At 68.2% G+C, this 18,626-nt stretch carries 15 protein-coding genes; 13 read left to right on the top strand and 2 right to left on the bottom strand.

Annotated elements, in window-relative coordinates:
- The first annotated feature begins 28 nt into the window (after positions 1–28).
- Positions 29–3,901, top strand: a complete 3,873-nt coding sequence (locus LXT12_RS13635; RefSeq protein ID WP_419964776.1) for a DUF3683 domain-containing protein — start codon at positions 29–31, stop codon at positions 3,899–3,901.
- The gene (locus LXT12_RS13640) at positions 3,898–4,335 is read left to right on the top strand and encodes an HIT family protein (RefSeq protein ID WP_233392736.1); all 438 of its coding nucleotides are present in this window, start codon (positions 3,898–3,900) and stop codon (positions 4,333–4,335) included. Before LXT12_RS13635 ends, LXT12_RS13640 begins: the two co-directional genes overlap by 4 nt.
- On the opposite strand, the gene LXT12_RS13645 is transcribed toward LXT12_RS13640, so the two are convergent.
- Positions 4,305–4,805, bottom strand: coding sequence for a hypothetical protein (locus tag LXT12_RS13645; protein ID WP_233392737.1), 501 nt, complete (start codon positions 4,803–4,805; stop codon positions 4,305–4,307). The two genes, LXT12_RS13640 and LXT12_RS13645, sit on opposite strands and share 31 nt — an antisense overlap.
- Positions 4,806–5,241: 436 nt before the next feature.
- On the opposite strand from LXT12_RS13645, the gene LXT12_RS13650 reads away from it, so the two are divergent.
- Entirely contained in the window at positions 5,242–7,071 is a 1,830-nt protein-coding gene (locus LXT12_RS13650) for a S8 family peptidase (protein WP_233392738.1), read from the top strand.
- Between the two features lie 61 nt (positions 7,072–7,132).
- On the opposite strand, the gene LXT12_RS13655 is transcribed toward LXT12_RS13650, so the two are convergent.
- Entirely contained in the window at positions 7,133–9,166 is a 2,034-nt protein-coding gene (locus tag LXT12_RS13655; RefSeq protein ID WP_233392739.1) for a M13 family metallopeptidase, read from the bottom strand.
- Positions 9,167–9,276: 110 nt separating this feature from the next.
- On the opposite strand from LXT12_RS13655, the gene pstS reads away from it, so the two are divergent.
- The 10 genes from pstS (at position 9,277) to gmd (ending at position 18,622) form a co-directional block, all read left to right on the top strand.
- Positions 9,277–10,344 (top strand): phosphate ABC transporter substrate-binding protein PstS, encoded by a 1,068-nt coding sequence (gene pstS, locus LXT12_RS13660; protein WP_233392740.1) that lies wholly within the window; start codon positions 9,277–9,279, stop codon positions 10,342–10,344.
- A gap of 14 nt (positions 10,345–10,358) precedes the next feature.
- Positions 10,359–10,751, top strand: coding sequence for a gamma-butyrobetaine hydroxylase family protein (locus LXT12_RS13665; protein ID WP_233392741.1), 393 nt, complete (start codon positions 10,359–10,361; stop codon positions 10,749–10,751).
- Positions 10,752–10,760: 9 nt separating this feature from the next.
- Positions 10,761–11,492 (top strand): bifunctional demethylmenaquinone methyltransferase/2-methoxy-6-polyprenyl-1,4-benzoquinol methylase UbiE, encoded by a 732-nt coding sequence (gene ubiE / locus LXT12_RS13670; protein WP_233392742.1) that lies wholly within the window; start codon positions 10,761–10,763, stop codon positions 11,490–11,492.
- A gap of 223 nt (positions 11,493–11,715) precedes the next feature.
- Entirely contained in the window at positions 11,716–12,681 is a 966-nt protein-coding gene (locus tag LXT12_RS13675) for an EpsD family peptidyl-prolyl cis-trans isomerase (RefSeq protein ID WP_233392743.1), read from the top strand.
- Positions 12,678–13,514 (top strand): polysaccharide export protein EpsE, encoded by an 837-nt coding sequence (gene epsE / locus LXT12_RS13680; protein WP_349255026.1) that lies wholly within the window; start codon positions 12,678–12,680, stop codon positions 13,512–13,514. The genes LXT12_RS13675 and epsE overlap by 4 nt, the downstream gene beginning before the upstream one ends.
- A 19-nt stretch (positions 13,515–13,533) precedes the next feature.
- A complete protein-coding gene (gene epsF, locus LXT12_RS13685; RefSeq protein ID WP_233392744.1) occupies positions 13,534–14,976 on the top strand; it encodes a chain length determinant protein EpsF in 1,443 nt (480 codons plus the stop codon).
- Between the two features lie 28 nt (positions 14,977–15,004).
- Entirely contained in the window at positions 15,005–15,874 is an 870-nt protein-coding gene (locus LXT12_RS13690; protein ID WP_233392745.1) for a polysaccharide biosynthesis tyrosine autokinase, read from the top strand.
- Positions 15,871–16,776, top strand: coding sequence for an exosortase B (gene xrtB, locus LXT12_RS13695; protein ID WP_233392746.1), 906 nt, complete (start codon positions 15,871–15,873; stop codon positions 16,774–16,776). Before LXT12_RS13690 ends, xrtB begins: the two co-directional genes overlap by 4 nt.
- A gap of 5 nt (positions 16,777–16,781) precedes the next feature.
- Positions 16,782–17,474 carry an exosortase-associated protein EpsI, B-type gene (epsI, locus tag LXT12_RS13700; protein ID WP_233392979.1) on the top strand — a complete coding sequence of 231 codons (693 nt, stop codon included), beginning with the start codon at positions 16,782–16,784 and terminating at the stop codon, positions 17,472–17,474.
- Positions 17,475–17,497: 23 nt separating this feature from the next.
- Positions 17,498–18,622, top strand: a complete 1,125-nt coding sequence (gene gmd / locus LXT12_RS13705) for a GDP-mannose 4,6-dehydratase (protein WP_233392747.1) — start codon at positions 17,498–17,500, stop codon at positions 18,620–18,622.
- Positions 18,623–18,626 lie beyond the last annotated feature (4 nt).

The following is an 18,626-nucleotide window of genomic DNA, read 5'->3' on the forward strand; positions in this document are numbered from 1 at the left end:
ACCCCCTGCGATACGATCCTTTCCCTCTATGAACGCCCCGCATCCCCTGATGCCGGCCGCCGCTGACGCGGCCGACACGCCCGCCGCCGGTGATCTGCCTCGCCTGCGTGAGATTCCCTACAACTACACCTCGTTCTCCGACCGCGAGATCGTGATCCGGCTGCTGGGCGCGCGCGCCTGGCAACTGCTGGACCAGTTGCGGCTGGAGCGTCGCACGGGCCGATCCGCGCGCATGCTCTATGAGGTGCTGGGCGACATCTGGGTGGTGCAACGCAACCCCTACCTGCAGGACGACCTGCTGGACAACCCCAAGCGCCGGGCGCTGCTGATCGAAGCCCTGCACCACCGCCTGGCCGAAGTGCAGAAGCGCCGCGACCCGGCGGCTGACGCGCAGCGCGACGCCGCGGTGGGCGAGCTGCTGACCGCCGCACGCGCCGCCGTGTCCGAGTTCGCGGACATGTTCGAGCGCGTCGGTGCGCTGCGCAGGCGCGCCTCCCGCGCGCTGGCCCGCCACACGGCCAAGGACAACATCAAGTTCGACGGCCTGTCGCGCGTCTCCCACGTCACCGATGCCACCGACTGGCGGGTCGAATACCCCTTCGTCGTCCTGACCCCGGACACCGAGGCGGAGATGGCCGGTCTCGTGGGCGCCTGCTTCGAGCTGGGCCTGACCGTCATCCCGCGTGGCGGCGGCACCGGCTACACCGGCGGCGCGGTCCCGCTGGTGTGGAACAGCGCCGTCATCAACACCGAGAAGCTCGAGGCCCTGCGCGGCGTCGAGATGATGAAGCTGCCTGGCCTGGACCGCGAGGTGCCGACCATCTTCAGCGAGGCCGGTGTCGTCACCCAGCGCGTGGCCGACCTCGCGGAGCAGCACGGCTTCGTCTTCGCCGTCGACCCGACCTCGGCCGAGGCCAGCTGCATCGGCGGCAACGTGGCCATGAACGCCGGCGGCAAGAAGGCGGTGCTCTGGGGCACGGCGCTCGACAACCTCGCCAGCTGGCGCATGGTGACGCCCGAGGCCAAGTGGCTGGAGGTCGTGCGCCTGAACCACAACCTCGGCAAGATCCACGACGTGGAGGTCGCGAGCTTCGAGCTGCGCCACTTCGACGCCAGCGGCAAGACGCTGGAGCGCACCGAACGGCTGGACATCCCGGGTCGCGTCTTCCGCAAGGAGGGCCTGGGCAAGGACGTGACGGACAAGTTCCTCGCCGGCCTCCCGGGCATCCAGAAGGAAGGCTGCGACGGCCTCATCACCAGCGCCCGCTGGATCGTGCACCGCATGCCGGCGCACATCCGCACCGTCTGCCTGGAGTTCTTCGGCAACCCGCGCGACTGCGTGCCCAGCATCGTCGACATCAAGGACTACATGTTTGGGGTCGCCTCGACGGGCGTGCTGCTGGCGGGCCTCGAGCACCTGGACGACCGCTACCTCAAGGCGGTGGGCTATGCCACCAAGAGCAAGCGTGGCGGCCTGCCCAAGATGGTGCTGGTGGGCGACATCGTCGGCGACGACCCCGATGCGGTGGCGCGCGCCACCAGCGAGGTGGTGCGCCTGGCCAATGGCCGCTCCGGCGAGGGCTTCATCGCCGTCAGCGCCGATGCGCGCAAGAAGTTCTGGCTCGACCGCAAGCGCACGGCGGCCATCAGCAAGCACACCAACGCGTTCAAGGTGAACGAGGACGTGGTGATCCCGCTGCCGCGCATGGGCGAGTACACCCTGGGCATTGAGCGCATCAACATCGAGCTCTCCTTGCGCAACAAGCTGGAGCTGGTGGCCGCGCTGGAAGGCCTGTTCTCCGCCGGTCGCCTGCCCCTGGGCAAGACCGACGATGCCGGCGAGATCCCGAGCGCCGAGTTGCTCGAAGACCGCGTGCAGCAGGCCCTCGCCCTGCTGCGCGAGGTCGGCACCCTCTGGCAGCAATGGCTCGACGGGCTGGACAGCCAGGGTTTCTTCGAGCGGTTGCAGACCCATGAGCTGCGGGCCTCCTGGAAGACACAGATCCTCAAGCCCCTGCAGGGCATCTTCAGCGGCGCGGCTTTCGAACCGCTGCTGGCCGAGTGCCGCCGCATCCACAAGGAGGTGTTGCGCGGCCGGGTCTGGGTGGCCCTGCACATGCATGCCGGCGACGGCAACGTGCACACCAACATCCCCGTCAACAGCGACAACTACGCCATGCTGCAGACGGCCCACGAGGCCGTGGGCCGCATCATGGCGCTGGCGCGCTCGCTGGACGGCGTGATCTCGGGCGAGCACGGCATCGGCATCACCAAGATCGAGTTCCTCAGCGACGAGGAACTGGCCAACTTCACGGCCTACAAGGCCAAGGTCGACCCCGAAGGGCGCTTCAACAAGGGCAAGCTGCTGCGCAACGCCGCCACGCCCTCTGACCTGCGCAACGCCTACACGCCGTCCTTCGGCCTGATGGGGCACGAGTCGCTGATCATGCAGCAGAGCGACATCGGTGCCATCAGCGACTCCATCAAGGACTGCCTGCGCTGCGGCAAGTGCAAGCCCGTGTGCGCCACCCACGTGCCGCGAGCCAACCTGCTCTACAGCCCGCGCAACAAGATCCTCGCCACCTCGCTGCTCGTCGAGGCCTTCCTGTACGAGGAGCAGACCCGCCGCGGCGTGTCGATCAAGCACTGGCAGGAGTTCGAGGACGTGGCCGACCACTGCACGGTCTGCCACAAGTGCCTCACGCCCTGCCCGGTCAAGATCGACTTCGGCGACGTGACCATGAACATGCGCAACCTGCTGCGCAAGATGGGCCAGAAGAGCTGGCGGCCCGGCAACGCCGCGGCCATGTTCATGCTGAACGCCACCAGCCCCGAGACCATCAAGCTCATGCGCACGGCCATGGTGGGCATCGGGTTCAAGGCGCAGCGCTTTGCGGTGGACCTGTTCAAGCCGGCCGGCCGCCGGCAGTCGAGCGCGCCGCCGGCCACCGTCGGCCCGGCACCGGTCAAGGAACAGGTCATCCACTTCATCAACAAGAAGCTGCCCGGCGGCCTGCCCAAGAAGACCGCGCGGGCGCTGCTGGACATCGAGGACAAGAACTACGTGCCCATCATCCGGCCGCCCGCCACGGCGAGCGAGACGGAGGCGGTGTTCTATTTCCCCGGCTGCGGCTCCGAGCGGCTGTTCAGCCAGGTCGGCCTGGCCACCCAGGCCATGCTCTGGCACGCCGGCGTGCAGACCGTGCTACCGCCCGGTTATCTCTGCTGCGGCTACCCCCAGCGCGGCTCGGGCCAGTTCGACAAGGCCGAGAAGATGATCACCGACAACCGGGTGCTCTTCCACCGCGTCGCCAACACGCTGAACTACCTCGACATCAAGACGGTGGTGGTCAGCTGCGGCACCTGCTACGACCAGCTGCAGGGCTACAAGTTCGAGGACATCTTCCCCGGCTGCCGCATCGTCGACATCCACGAGTACCTGCTCGAGAAGGGCATCACCCTCGGCTCCACGCAGAGCTACCTCTATCACGACCCCTGCCATTCGCCGATGAAGCAGCAGGAGCCGATGAAGACGGTCAAGGCCCTGGTGGGTGAAGGCGTCGTCAAGAGCGATCGCTGCTGCGGCGAGAGTGGCACCCTGGGCGTGACGCGGCCGGACATCTCGACGCAGGTGCGCTTCCGCAAGGAAGAAGAGTTGCGCAAGACCGAGGCCGCGCTGCGCGGCTCCGGCAAGGTGGGGGCGCAGGAGAACCTGAAGATCCTGACCTCCTGCCCGAGCTGCCTGCAGGGCCTGAACCGCTACCAGGACGACCTGCAGAACGGCCTGCTGGAGGCCGACTACATCGTCGTCGAGATGGCCAACCAGATCCTCGGGCCCAACTGGATGCCCGACTACGTCGCCAAGGCCAACAACGGCGGCATCGAGCGGGTGCTGGTGTGAGGCGCCAGGGCTGCCCGCTGTGCGAAGGCGACGGCGGCCTCGTCGTCGCCCGCACGCCGCGGTTTCGCGTCGTCAGGGTGGTGGAGGGCGAGGAAGCGTTGCGTTTTCCCGCCTTCTACCGGCTCATCTGGAACGACCATGTCGCCGAGTTCAGCGACCTGCTGGTTACGGATCGACACGCCTGCATGGACGCTGTCACCGAGATCGAGCGCTCCCTGAGGTCTTTGCTGGCGCCGGCCAAGGTCAATCTCGCCAGCCTGGGCAATGTCGTGCCTCACCTGCACTGGCACGTCATCGCGCGCTTCGAGGCGGACAGCCACTTCCCGGCGCCGGTATGGGCGCCGCCGCAGCGCGAGGCTGCGCCTCTTCGGCTCGACCTCGCGGCGGTGGACGCCGCCATCGCTCAACGGCTGGGCGACAAGGCGAGCACGTAGGGCTTGCCGGGGCCGGCCGCGACGGCGGTGCCGGCGCTCGGCGCGTTGGGGTCGACGAACACGACCTGCATCCGGTAGATGCTGGTGCCGGGCTGGGCGCCGGTGCACTGCAGCTGCCTCACCGCACGGCGCACTTGCAGGGCCGTGTTGAAGGACACGCCGCGGGCGTTCACGCCCTGGACCTCGCCGTCCGTCACGACGAAATTCACGTCCACCGTGCCGTACAGGCGCTCGCGGAACCACGTGGACAGCAGCGCCTGCTGAAGCTGGTCGTCGGCCTGCTTGCAGCTCTCCAGCACGTCGTAGCGCGCTGGGGCCTCGAAGACACGGCCGTTGATCTCGACCCGGTCGAGCGCCGACTGCGCGAAGGCCGGGCCGGCGGTGAGGGCCAGCGTGATGGCGCAGGCGAGGCCGGCGAACAGGCCATTGAGGGCGGGCGTGCGGCGTGCGAGGGAGTAGCGGGTGGGCATGACGGGCTCCTTGAAGTGGCGTCGGGGCGGGGACGTGAAATGCGTCGACCTGTGCTCAGGCTAGGCGTCCGGGCCGCACGCCCCAAGGCGCAAGCGATGAGCTGCGTCCGCCGTGCGACGGTCCGCAGAAATCCGACGCTGAACTGCGAACGGCACGATCGAGCGGCTTGCGGAGCCTGCGTGCCATTCGTCATGCGGTCTGTCATCGGTAGATCCCCGCTAGGGTGACCTCCGTCACTCCCTGCGGCGACTTTCTCGGATGGCATCGGCGGCACACACTGCGCGCCGCTTCGGAAGGCGCCGGGCCGGCGCGGACGTGGAGTTGTCGGGACAGGAGTCGAGCCGGCCAGCCGCAACACGGCGGCGCCCCTCGTGGCGATCCCACGGGCCGGGCCGGTGCACCGTCCGCCACGGTGACCTTGATGGAACTACGACGATGAGCTTTGCTATTGCCAAGAAGAGAACCTGGATCGCCGCTGCCTGCGGCCTGCTGGCGGTTGCCGCGGTCCAGGCCGGCGTGTCCACGGGCCAGGCCGACCAGGGCCGGTTCAGCGCTGCACTGCGTGCCGCGCCCTCGACCGACCGGCTGATCATCGGCTACCGCGACGCGGCCCAGGCCGACGCCGCCGACGCCCGCGTGCTGCATGCCCGCAGCGTCGACGCGCAATCGATGGCCACCCGCCTGGGGGCCGTGAATTCGGCCCTCGCCTTGCGTGGGGCGCAGGCGCGGCTGCTGCGCCAGACGGGCACGGGCGCCCACGTCTTCAAGCTCGACAAGGCGCTCTCGCATGCCGAGCTGCGCCAGCTCGCGGCGAACCTGAAGGCGGCCGATCCCAACATCGCCTACGCCGAGCCCGACCGCAAGATGTACCCGATGATGACGCCCAACGACTCGAGCTACAGCGCCCAGTGGGACCTGTACGAGACGACCGGCGGCATCCGCGCGCCGGCGGCCTGGGACCTGGCGACCGGTTCGGGCGTCGTGGTGGCCGTCATCGACACCGGCATCCGTCCGCATGCCGACCTCTCGGGCCAGACCGTGGCCGGCTACGACATGATTGCGGACACGACGGTGTCCAACGACGGCAACGGCCGCGACAGCGATCCGAGCGACCCGGGCGACTGGGTCGCGGCGGGCGAATGCGGGACGGGTTCGCCGGCGGAGAACTCCAGCTGGCACGGCACCCACGTGGCCGGCACCATCGCCGCCAAGACCAACAATTCGACGGGCGTGGCGGGCATTGCCTTCAACGCCAAGGTGCAGCCGGTGCGCGTGCTCGGCAAATGCGGCGGCTACACCTCCGACATCGCCGACGGCATGGTCTGGGCCTCGGGCGGCACCGTCTCCGGCCTGCCGGCCAACGCCACGCCGGCGCGCGTCATCAACATGTCGCTGGGTGGTGGCGGCGCCTGCGACACCACCTCCCAGAACGCCATCAACAGCGCACGCTCGCGCGGCACCGTCGTCATCGTCGCGGCGGGCAACGAGAGCCAGGACGCCAGCAATTCCAGCCCGGCGAACTGCTCGGGCGTGGTGGTCGTGGCCGCGACGGACCGCTACGGCAGCCGTGCCTTCTATTCGAACTACGGCTCCATCGTGACGCTGGCTGCGCCGGGCGGCGACCTGAGCTCGTCCAGCAGCAATGGCATCCTGTCGACGCTGAACAGCGGCACGACCTCGCCTGGTTCCGACAGCTATGCCTACTACCAGGGCACCTCCATGGCCACGCCCCATGTGGCCGGCGTGGCGGCGTTGATGCTGAGCGCCAAGCCGGGTGCGACGCCGGACCAGATCAAGGCGGCCCTGCAGAGCAGCGCGCGGCCCTTCCCGGGCAGTTGCTCGCAATGCGGCGCCGGCCTGCTGGACGCCGCCGCAGCCATCGCGGCCATCACGGGCTCGGGTGGCGGCGGCCTGCCGACCGTCAACGAGACGGAGTCCAACGGTTCGCTGTCGACGGCCAACGTGGTGTCGCAGCCGTCCATCGTCAACGGCAGCATCTCGTCCAGCACTGACACGGACTACTTCAAGGTGACGCTGCCGGCCGGCAAGACGCTGACGGCCACGCTGAGCATGGCCAGCAGCAGCAACGACTTCGACCTCTACCTGAAGAACAGCGCCGGCACGACGGTGGCGATGAGCGAGAACCCGGCGGGCCAAGCGGACACTGCCAGCTATACCAACTCGGGCAGCGGGTCGGTGACCATGTATGTGCGGGTCTATCGGTACAGCGGCACGGGGGCCTACACGCTGAAGCTGCAGTGGTGATGGCGGATTGACCTGAAGGTCGATCAAGGACGGGGCTTCGGCCCCGTCCGACCAAACAGGGCTACCACACCGTGACCGGGTCCGTCGCCACCATCGCGCTCCCCGCCTTGCACGAGAACGCCTGCGCGAAATAGGGCGAATTGCTCATGGGCACCAGCACCCGGTACCTGGCCGGCGAGTGCGTATCGGTGCGGACCTGGTTGATCAGGAATTCCGGCCTCACCTTGGTCCGCCAGACCAGTGCATTGCTGATGAAGAAGCGCTGCGCCGGCGTGTAGCCGTCGACGAGCTTGTTGCCGGCCATGCCCGAGCGCTTGAGCGCACGCTGCAGGCCCTCGTAGGCGATGGGCAGGCCCGACATGTCGGAGATGTTCTCGCCCAGGGTCAGGCGGCCATCGATGTGATAGCCGGGCAGCGGCGAGATGGCGCTGTAGCGCTCGGCCACCTTGTCCGCTCGCGCCTTGTAGCCCGCGGCATCGGCCGGCGTCCACCAGTCTGCGAGAGAGCCGCCGGCGTCGAAGTTGCGCCCGCTGTCATCGAAGTGGTGGGTGATCTCGTGGCCGATGACCATGCCGATGCCGCCGTAGTTGGTCGCGTCGTCCGCCTTGGCGTCGAAGAAGGGCGGCTGCAGGATGCCGGCCGGGAAATAGATCTGGTTCAGGCCGCCCGCGAAGGCGTTGACGATGTGCGGGCTGACGCGCCAGCGTCCGCGGTCCACGGGGGCGTCCAGGTCCTTCATCTGCTGCGCGCTGAACCACAGCGCGGCACGCAGCCAGTTGCCCGCGTAGTCGTTGCCGTTCATCTGCAGGCCCTCGAACTGCGGCCACTTGTCCGGCGCGCCGATCATGGGCTGCATCTGTGCGAGCTTGTCCAGAGCCTTGGCCTTGGTGGGCGGCGTCATCCAGTCGAGCTTCTCGATGCGCTCCTTCAAGCTGGCACGGATGTCCTCCACCAGCAGTCGCGATCGGCGCTGGGCCTCAGGCGAGAAGGCACGGGCGACGAACAGCTCGCCGAGGGCCAGGGCGACCGGCTCGCTGCCGGTGCGGCCACCGATCTGCAGGATGACGTCTTCGGTACGGGGCGGCCGGGCCTGCAGCCCGGTGAGGGTCTTGCCGCGGTAGTCGAAGGAGGCGTTCGCGAAGGCCTGGGGCAGGCGAGGCGCGGCCGCGTCGAGCACGCGCAGGGCCAGGTACTGGCGCCATGTCGCCAGCGGCGTGTCGGCCGCCAACTGGGCGGTGCGGGCGGCGAACTCCGGCTGGCCGACGAGCAGGCGTTGCGGCAGCTTGGCGCCGGCCGTCAGCACGGCGAGGTAGGCCGTCCAGTCCAGCCCCGGCGCGGCGGCGGCCAGTTCGGTCGGGCTCATCGGGTTGTAGCTGGCGTTGGGGTCGCGCAGCTTGGCGCGCTCGCGCGAGGCCTCGGCGAGCTGGGTCTCGAAGGCCATGAGGGCGTCGAGGTCCTGCTCGCTCGCGGTGCGGCCCGAGGCACCGAGCACCGTGGCGGCGAAGCTGCGATAGGCGGCCTTGACGGTCCGGGTGCGCTCGTCGTCGCGGAAGTAGTCGTCACGGTCGGGCAGGCCGAGGCCGGCCTGGGACAGGCTGAGCACGTTGCGGCGGGTGTCCTTGCGATCGGGCTGCACGGCATGGGCCAGCGGCGCGGCGATGCCGCTGCGCGCCAGCAGGGCGAGCAAGGCGGGCAGGTCCTCGCGGCGCTGCAGGCCGTCGATGCGGTTGAGCAGCGGCGTGATCGAGCTGAGGCCGCGCGCCTCGATCGCGGCTTCATCCATGCCGCTTGCGAAGTAGGCGGCGATGAGCTTGAGACCCGGGGTCGTCTGCAGGGCCGGCTTGTCGGCCAGCTCCAGCAGGGCCCGCGTCAGCAGCTCGTCGTTGGCCTGGCGCAGCTGCTCGGCGCTGCTGACGCGGGCGCGGTTGGGCGGCAATTCGGTGGCGGCCTCCCAGTTGCCGTTGACGAAGGCGTAGAAGTCGTCGCAGGGCTTGACCTCCTTGGACAGGCCCGCGAGGTCGAGGGCGGGGGCGCTGGCGGCCAGGCCGAGCAGGGCGCTGGCCAAGGCCAGGCGGTGGCGGGCGAAACGGGGCATGGGGGGCGGGGAGCGGTGTCGAAACAGACGATTAGAGCCCCCGCGCCGCCGGACCGTCGGAAGACACAGGGCATGATTGCGGGTTTTTACCAAGGCTCCTCTTCCGGTCCATGTTCCTGCCGTCCGTCGCCAAGCGCCTGGCTCTCGCCCTCCTGGCCCCGCTGCTGCTCTGCGCCGCCGCCGCCCCCGCCCAACCCCAGCCGGCCGTGCATGGCCGTGGGGCCACCTTTCCCTCCAAGGTCTACGAGACCTGGGCGCGGGCCTTCGAGAAGGCGGGCGGTTCGGCCGTGGCCTACCAGGGCACCGGCTCGGGCGACGGCATCAAGCAGGCGGCCGCCCGCACGGTGGATTTCGGCGGCACGGACGCGCCGCTGACGCCGGCCGAGCTGGCGCGCCAGCACCTGGTGCAGATCCCCATGCTGGTGGGCGGCGTCGTGCCCGTGGTCAACCTGCCGGGCCTGGCGGCGCCATTGCAGCTGGACGGCGAGGTGCTGGCCGAGATCTTCCTGGGCCGCATCAAGGCCTGGAACGACGGCCGCATCGCCGCGCTGAACCCGGGCGCCGCCCTGCCGGCCCTGCCGATCCGGCGCGTCGTGCGCGCGGAGAAGTCCGGCACCACCGACGGCTTCACGCGCTACCTGGCCGGGGCGTCGGCGGCCTTCAAGGCCGAGGTCGGCGCGGGCCAGGCGCCGGCGTGGCCGGGCCAGCCGCTCAAGGCGGAGGGCAACGACGGCATGGTGCAGGCGCTGCGGGCCACGCCGGGGGCGATCGCCTACGTGTCCCATGACCGCGTGCTGCGCGACCGGCTGGCGGCCGTCAGGTTGCGCAACGCCGCCGGCCGCTTCGTGCTGCCCGGCGAGGCGGGCTTTCGCGCGGCCATCCTGGACAGCGACATGCACCGCCAGGGCGACGACCTGGCGACGCTGCTGGACCGCCCGGGCAACGATGCCTGGCCCATCACGCTCACCAGCTTCGTCCTCGTCGACGCCGAGCCGCCCACGGCGGACCAGGCCCTCGGCGCCCTGAAGTTCCTGTATTGGTGCTTCATGCACGGCGATGACCTGACCCGGGGCACCGGTTTTGCGCCCCTGCCCATCAGCGTGCAGTCGCGCCTGGCCGCGCGCTTCACCCAGGTACGCCCCAAGGACGGCCGGCTGCCGGCCTACCAGGCGTTCTGAGGGACACTCCCGCCATGGCGCTGCCCACTGAAATCACCGTCCACCAGCAGTCCCGCGTGCTGGAAGTCGCCTTCGACGACGGCGCGCGTTTCCGCATCCCCTTCGAGCTGATGCGCGTCTACAGCCCCTCGGCCGAGGTCATGGGCCACGGCCCGGGCCAGGAAGTGCTGCAGACGGGCAAGCGCGACGTCCTCATCACCGGCCTGGAGCCGGTCGGCCACTACGCCGTGCGCCCGGAGTTCTCGGACGGCCACGCCAGCGGCCTGTTCACCTGGGACTACCTCTACAAGCTCGGCAGCCAGCAGGACGCCCTCTGGCGCGACTACGAGGCGCGCCTGGCCGCGGCCGGCAAGGGCCGCGACGATCCCATGCCCGTCAAGGCGGGCGGCTCCTGCCACTCACACTAGATGCCTTCCATGAGCCAAACGCACTTCGGTTTCCAGCAGGTCGACGAGAACGAGAAGGCGAGCAAGGTCCGCGGCGTCTTCGACTCGGTCGCGTCCAAGTACGACCTGATGAACGACCTGATGTCGGCCGGCCTGCATCGGGCCTGGAAGGCCTACACCGTGCAGGTGGCCAACCTCAAGGCCGGAGAGCGTGTGCTCGACATCGCCGGCGGCACCGGTGACCTGGCCCGGGCCTTCGCCCGCAAGGTGGGCGACACGGGCGTCGTGGTGCACACCGACATCAACGAGGCCATGCTGCGCCAGGGGCGCGACCGCCTGCTGGACGAAGGGCTGATCCTCCCCACCAGCCTGGCCGACGCCGAGAAGCTGCCGTTCAAGAGCGAGAGCTTCGACCTCGTGAGCGTCGCCTTCGGCCTGCGCAACATGACGCACAAGGACCTGGCGCTGGCCGAGATGTGCCGGGTGCTCAAGCCGGGCGGCCGGCTGCTGGTGCTGGAGTTCTCCCGCATCGCCGAGCCGCTGAGGAAGCCCTACGACTGGTACTCCTTCAACATCCTGCCTCGCCTGGGTTCGCTCTTCGCGGGTGACGCCGACAGCTACCGCTACCTGGCCGAGTCCATCCGCATGCATCCCGACCAGGCCACCTTGAAGGCCATGATGAAGTCGGCCGGGTTCGGACACGTCGACGTGCACAACCTCAGTGCCGGCATCGTCGCCTTGCACGCCGGCATCAAGTGCTGACTCGCTGACCCGCCGCGCTTCCTTCGCCGGTGCCTGAGACCCCCCAAGAATGTGGGGGGCGCGGAACTTTGCGCGAGTTTTTGCTCTAACCGCGGGCGTGTCACGAACCCAGTAATGGGGGCTTGGGGCCCACGGAAGCGACATATGCCGCCGGTACACTGGCCCGCTTCGATCGGCGGCCCCCTCCACTGCTAACCAGGAATTCCAACAAATGGCAATGCGAATGATCAAATCCAGGGCACCTCTGCTGGCGGTGCTCGCCGCGGCGGCACTGTTGGCGGCCTGCGGAGGCGACAAGGGCGACAAGGCGTCGCAGACGGCCGCCAAGGTCAACAAGGAAGAGATCACCGTCCACCAGATCAACTTCGTGCTGCAGCGCCAGCCGGGCCTCAAGCCCGAGCAGGCCGAGGCCGCGAGCCGCCAGGTGCTGGAACGCCTGATCGACCAGGAGCTGGCGGTCCAGAAGGCCCAGGAGCAGAAGCTCGACCGCGACCCGCGCGTCGTGCAGCAGATCGAGGCGGCCAAGCGCGAGATCATCGCCCGCGCCTACGTCGACCGTGTCGGCGAGACGGTCTCCAAGCCCACCAACGAAGAGATCGCCAAGTACTACGCCGAGAAGCCGGCCCTCTTCAAGGATCGCCGCATCTACAGCCTGCAGGAACTGCAGATCGAGGCGAAGCCCGATCAGTTCGAGGCCATCCGCGCCAAGCTCTCCGCTGCCAAGACCGTCAACGAATTCGCCGAGGCCCTGAAGGCGGCGGACTTCCGCTTCTCCGGGAACCAGGCCGTGCGCGCCGCCGAGCAGCTGCCCCTGGCCAGCCTCGACGCCATCGCCAAGATGAAGGACGGCGACTCCGTCATCAGCCCCAATCCCAACGGGCTGACGGTGCTCTTCCTCGTCGGCTCCCGAAGCCAGCCGGTCGACGAGGCCCGCGCCCGCCCGGCCATCGAGGCCTTCCTGCTGAACCAGCGCAAGGCCGAGGCCGTGCAGAAGGACCTCAAGGCCCTGCGCGACAGCTCCAAGATCGAATACGTGGGCAAGTTCGCCGAGGCTGCACCTGGTGCTGCCAGCGCGCCGGCCGCCATCGAGTCCACCGCGCCGTCCGCGCCGGCGCCTGCCGCTGCTCCCGCTCCGGCGGCCAGTGGCCTGGATCCTGCTTCCATTTCCAAGGGCATGGGACTGAAATGATGACGCGACTTCACCGACTGCTCCTCGCCGCCACCCTGGGCCTTGCCGCTGTGGGGCTGCAGGCCCAGCCTGCAGCGCCCGCCGCGGGCAATGCCGCCGTGTCGCCCGAGTACCGCCTCGGCGCAGGCGACGTGGTGCGCATCCTCGTCTACCAGAACCCCGACCTGACGCTGGAGACGCGCATCTCGGAGACGGGCATCGTGAGCTTCCCGCTGCTGGGCAATATCCGCATCGGCGGCCTGGGCGTCAGTGCCGCCGAGAAGCTCATCGCCGACGGGCTGAAGAACGGCAATTTCGTCAAGCATCCGCAGGTCACGCTGACCCTGCTGCAGGTCAAGGGCAACCAGGCCAGCGTTCTCGGCCAAGTCAACCGACCGGGGCGTTATCCCATCGAGACGGCCGACATGCGCATGACCGACCTGCTGGCCAACGCCGGCGGCGTGGCCACGACGGGCGGCGACCAACTGGTGCTGACCGGCACCCGCAACGGCAAGCCCTACCGCCTGGAGATCGACCTGCCCACCGTCTTCAGCGCCGAGCAGAACCGCGCCAACGACGTGCTGATCCAGAACGGCGACGTCCTCTGGGTGGACCGTGCGCCCCTCGTCTACATCTACGGCGAAGTCCAGCGCCCCGGACCGGTGCGGCTGGAGCGCGGCATGACGCTGATGCAGGTGCTGGCCGCCGGCGGCGGCCTGACCCAGCGCGGCACCGAACGCGGCATCCGCGTGCACCGCAAGTCCACCGACGGCAAGGTGCAGGTCGTGCAGCCGGGGATGGACGACGCCGTCAAGGACGGCGACGTGGTGTACGTCAAGGAAAGCCTGTTCTGATCTTCTCGGGAAACCTGCGATGAACTTTGCCCAATTCCTGGCCATCCTGCGTGCCCGCTGGAAGGTCGCACTGATCGTGTTCGTCAGCGTGCTGGTCCTCGCCATTGCGGTGAGCCTACTGATGCGCAAGACCTACATGGCCAGCGCTTCGGTGGTTGTCGATTCCACCAAGCCGGACCCGTTGGCTGCGGTGTTGTACGCCGGCGGCGTCAACCCGAGCCTCATTGCGACGCAGATCGACGTGATCCAGAGTGACCGCGTCGCCTTCAAGGTCGTGCGCAACCTGCGCCTGACGGAGAACCCGCAGATCCGTGAGCAGTGGCAGGACGCCACCGACGGCGTCGGCTCCATCGAACAATGGCTGACGACCACCGTGTTCCAGAAGAGCCTGGACGTGAAGCCGTCGCGGGAGTCCAACGTCGTCACGGTCAGCTACAAAGCCCCTGACCCGCAGTTCGCCGCGGTCCTGGCCAATGCCTTCGTGCAGGCCTATCTCGAGACCAATGTCGAGATGCGCGTCGAACCGGCCAAGCTCTATTCGTCCTTCTTCGACCAGCGTGCCAAGGAGGCCCGGGAGGCGCTGGAGAAGGCGCAGTCCAAGCTGTCCGAATTCCAGAAGGAGAAGGGCATCATCGCGACCGACGAACGCCTGGACGTGGAGAACGCCCGGCTGTCGGAGCTGTCCTCGCAGTACGTGGCGCTGCAGTCCCTGGCCTCCGACTCGGGCAGCCGTCAGACGGCCGCCAAGGGCAAGGGCGCGGACCGCATGCAGGAAGTGCTCAACAATCCGCTGATCGCCGGCCTCAAGGCGGACCAGGCGCGCCAGGAAGCCAAGCTTCAGGAATTGACTGCGCGACTGGGCGAGAAGAATCCGCAGGTGATCGAGGCCCGCGCCAACCTGGCCGAGCTGAAGGCGCGCGTCGACAGCGAGACCGTCAAGGTGGCAGGGTCGCTGGGTATCGCCAACAACATCAACCAGCAGAGAGCCGGCGAGATCAAGGCGGCGCTGGAGGCGCAGCGCGCCAAGGTCCTGCAGATGAAGGCGGTGCGTGACGATGGCGCCGTGCTTCAGCGGGACGTGGAGAACGCCCAGCACACCTACGACACGATCATGCAGCGCCTGAACCAGACCACGCTGGAAAGCCTCGCCACGCAGAGCAACGTCTCCGTGCTGTCGCAGGCGGTTCCGCCGGTCGAGCCGGCCTCGCCCAAGCTGCTGCTGAACATCGCCGTGGCCATCTTCCTCGGCACCCTGCTCGCCATCGGGTTGGTCATGGGCATGGAGTTGCGCGACCGTCGTGTTCGCAGCATCGAGGATGTGGCACAAGCCGTGGCGCTGCCCATCATCGGCGTGCTGCCGTCGCCGCATGCCCGCCGCCTGTTCCGCAAGACAGCCAGGGTGAATCTGATGCAACAGCGTCTGCTCGGCGGCTATGCGCCCGAAGCAGGCAAGGGGGCCTGACATGGTCGCCATCTCTGGAGCCGCTTCCGTGAATTCCGCCGATCAGCACGACCGACCGCAAGACCGCCACATCGGTGACTTGATCCGGGATGCCCGCAACCTCAGTGCGTCCGAGGTGGAACAGGTGTTGCGCTACCAGCGCGAGCGTGGCGTTCGCTTCGGCGAGGCGGCGGTCGCGCTGGGTCTGGCCAGCCCCGAAGACGTGCTGAACGCCCTCGCACAGCAATTCCACTATCCGCTGGCGACCGCAGCTCGGCGTGACGCCAGTCCCGAACTCGTCACGCTGACGCAGCCCTTCTCGGTGCAGGCCGAGGCGGTCCGGGCCGTGCGCAGCCAGGTCACCATGCGCTGGAACAAGCCGGACGCCCAGCGGCAGGCGTTGGCTGTCATCAGCCCGGCATCGGGCGACGGCAAGACCTATTTCGCGGCCAATCTCGCCGTGTCGCTCGCGCAACTGGGTGGCCGAACGCTGCTGGTCGATGCCGACTTGCGCAGCCCTCGACAGCACGAGGTGTTCGGCGTCAGCAACTCGGCGGGACTCTCGACGCTGCTTTCGGGGCGCGCGGAGCACCAGGTGATCCAGCCGGTGGAGGGGGTGGCAGGCCTGTTCGTGCTGCCTTGCGGCCCCATCCCGCCCAATCCGCTGGAACTGATCGAACGTCCGGCCTTTGGCCTGCTGGTGCGGGAGCTTGCTTCCAAATTCGACCATGTCGTCATCGACACCGCCGCCGCCGCGCTCGGAGCTGACGCCTGTGTCGTGGCCGCCAGATGCGGTGCTGCCCTGGTGCTGACACGCAAGCACGAGAACAAGGTCGTCGCGCTGCAGGACCTGGTGGCCAGCCTTGCCGGCAGCACCGTGCAATTCGTCGGCGCGGTGGTCAACGAATTCACGTCGTGAGTGGTGATTCCGCGATGTCGATGACCGGGCCCGGCCGCGGGCGCCCCGCCATCCTGCCGGCCGGCGTCGATGTGCCGGCGCTGGTGCTGGTCGCGCTGGGCCTGCTCATCGCCTACGTCCCGGAATACCTCGAACTCTCCCGGACCATCTGGCGCAGCGATGAGCAGGGCCATGGGCCCATCATCTTTGCAGTCAGCCTGTGGCTGCTCTACAACCAGCGACATGCCTTGGCCGGGCTGCAGTCGCGCCCGGCAACGATCAGCGGCGGGGCGCTGATGGTGATCGGCAGCCTGCTCTATGCCTTTGGACGATCGCAGGACATCTGGATCTTCTCGATCGGTTCGCAGATCTGGGTGCTGGTCGGCCTGGTGCTGCTCTTCAAGGGCTGGCGCGGGCTGAGGCTGGTCTGGTTTCCGCTGTTTTTCATGCTCTTCATGGTGCCGCTGCCCGAGGCGCTCGTGGCCGCCGTGACGGCGCCGTTGAAATCGGCCGTCTCCCTGGTCGCCAGCAATCTGCTGTATGCCGCCGGCTATCCGGTGGGCCGCTCCGGCGTCACCTTGACGGTGGGGCAGTACCAGCTGATGGTGGCCGACGCCTGCGCCGGGCTGAACTCCATGTTCACGCTGGAAGCCCTGGGCATGCTCTACATGAACCTCATGCGCTACAGCTCGGCGGCCCGCAACGTGACCCTGGCCGTCATGCTGGTCCCTATCGCCTTCTGCGCCAACATCTGCCGGGTGATGATCCTCGTGCTCGTCACCTACTACTTTGGCGACGCAGCAGGGCAGGGCTTCGTGCACGGCTTCGCCGGCATGGTGCTCTTCCTGGTGGCCTTGCTGCTGATGCTGTCGCTGGACAAGCTGCTGAACGTCTTCTTCAAGTCGGAGCGGGGTGTCGCGTGAGCGGGATGTTGACGGGCGTGAGGTTGCGTGCGCTCTTCGCGGCGCTGCTGCTGGTTTGCGCCTCCGGCCTGGCCCATGTCATCAAGCCGACCCGGCACCTTGCCGACCAGATCGGCAAGGTCGACCTCGACCGTGTGTTTCCCACCCAGTTCGGCGACTGGCGCCTGGATACCAGCATGCCGGTGTCCATCATCTCGCCAGACGTGGAGGCCCTGCTGAAGACGCTGTACGCCCAGACGGTCAGCCGGACTTATGTTGGCCCGTCGGGCGAGCGCATCATGCTGTCGGTCGCCTACGGCGGCGACCAGTCCGACGCGACGCGGGCGCACCGCCCGGACGTGTGCTATCCCTCACAGGGCTTCGAGATCCTGTCCAACGTCGACACCGTCATCGATGTCGGCCAGAGCCAACTGCCCGTTCGCCACATGCTGGCCAAGCTCGGGCAGCGCATCGAGCCCGTGACCTTCTGGTTCGTCGTCGGCGAGCATGTCGCCGTCTCCGGCCAGCAGCAAAAGATCGCGCAGCTCCGCTACGGACTACGCGGTGTCATCCCCGACGGCATGCTGGTGCGGGTGTCCAGCATCGACCCGGATGCCCCGACGGCCTACCGGACCCAGGCCCGCTTCATCGCCGACATGCGTGCGGCCATGACGCGTCCAGCCCGGCTACGCGTTTTCGGCAGCGCGTTTGCCGGCTGATTTCTTTCTCCATCTCAAGAATCATGAGCAGTTCAAAGAAAGTTGCCCTCATCACGGGCGTCACCGGCCAGGACGGCGCCTATCTCGCCGAGCTGCTGCTCTCGAAGGGCTACGAAGTGCACGGCATCAAGCGCCGCAGCAGCCTGTTCAACACGGACCGCGTGGACCACCTCTACCAGGATCCGCACATCGACAACCAGCGGTTCAAGTTGCACTACGGCGACCTGACCGACTCCACCAACCTCATCCGCATCGTCCAGGAGACCCAGCCTGACGAGATCTACAACCTCGGTGCGATGAGCCATGTGGCTGTGAGCTTCGAGCAGCCGGAGTACGCCGCCGACGCCGACGGCATCGGCACGCTGCGCATCCTGGAGGCCATCCGCATCCTGGGCCTGGCCAAGAAGACCCGCTTCTACCAGGCCTCCACCTCCGAGCTCTACGGCCTGGTGCAGGAGATCCCGCAGAAGGAGACCACCCCCTTCTACCCGCGCAGCCCCTACGCGGTGGCCAAGATGTACGCCTACTGGATCACGGTGAACTACCGCGAGGCCTACGGCATGTACGCCTGCAACGGCATCCTCTTCAATCACGAGAGCCCGCTGCGCGGCGAGACCTTCGTCACCCGCAAGATCACCCGCGCCATCGCCCGCATCGCGCTGGGCCTGCAGGACTGCCTGTACCTGGGCAACCTGAGCGCGCTGCGCGACTGGGGCCACGCCAAGGACTACGTCGAGATGCAGTGGATGATGCTGCAGCAGGACAAGCCCGAGGACTTCGTCATCGCCACCGGCGTGCAGTACAGCGTGCGCCAGTTCGTGGAGTTCGCGGGTGCGGAGCTCGGCATCGAGATCGCCTTCGAAGGCGAGGGCGAGAAGGAGGTCGGCATCGTCAAGGCGGTGCATGGCGACAAGGCCAAGTGCAAGGTCGGCGACGTCATCGTCAAGGTCGACCCGCGCTACTTCCGCCCGACCGAGGTCGAAACCCTGCTGGGCGACCCGACCAAGGCCAAGGAGAAGCTCGGCTGGGTGCCCAAGACGACGCTGAAGGAACTCGTCGCCGAGATGGTGCAGGCTGACTACACCTCCGCCCGCCGCGACAGCCTCGTCAAGATGGCCGGCTTCCAGGCCTACGACTACAACGAGTGAGCGC

The sequence above is a fragment of the Pelomonas caseinilytica genome (genome assembly GCF_021353235.1).
Classification (GTDB): Bacteria; Pseudomonadota; Gammaproteobacteria; order Burkholderiales; family Burkholderiaceae_C; genus Pelomonas; species Pelomonas caseinilytica.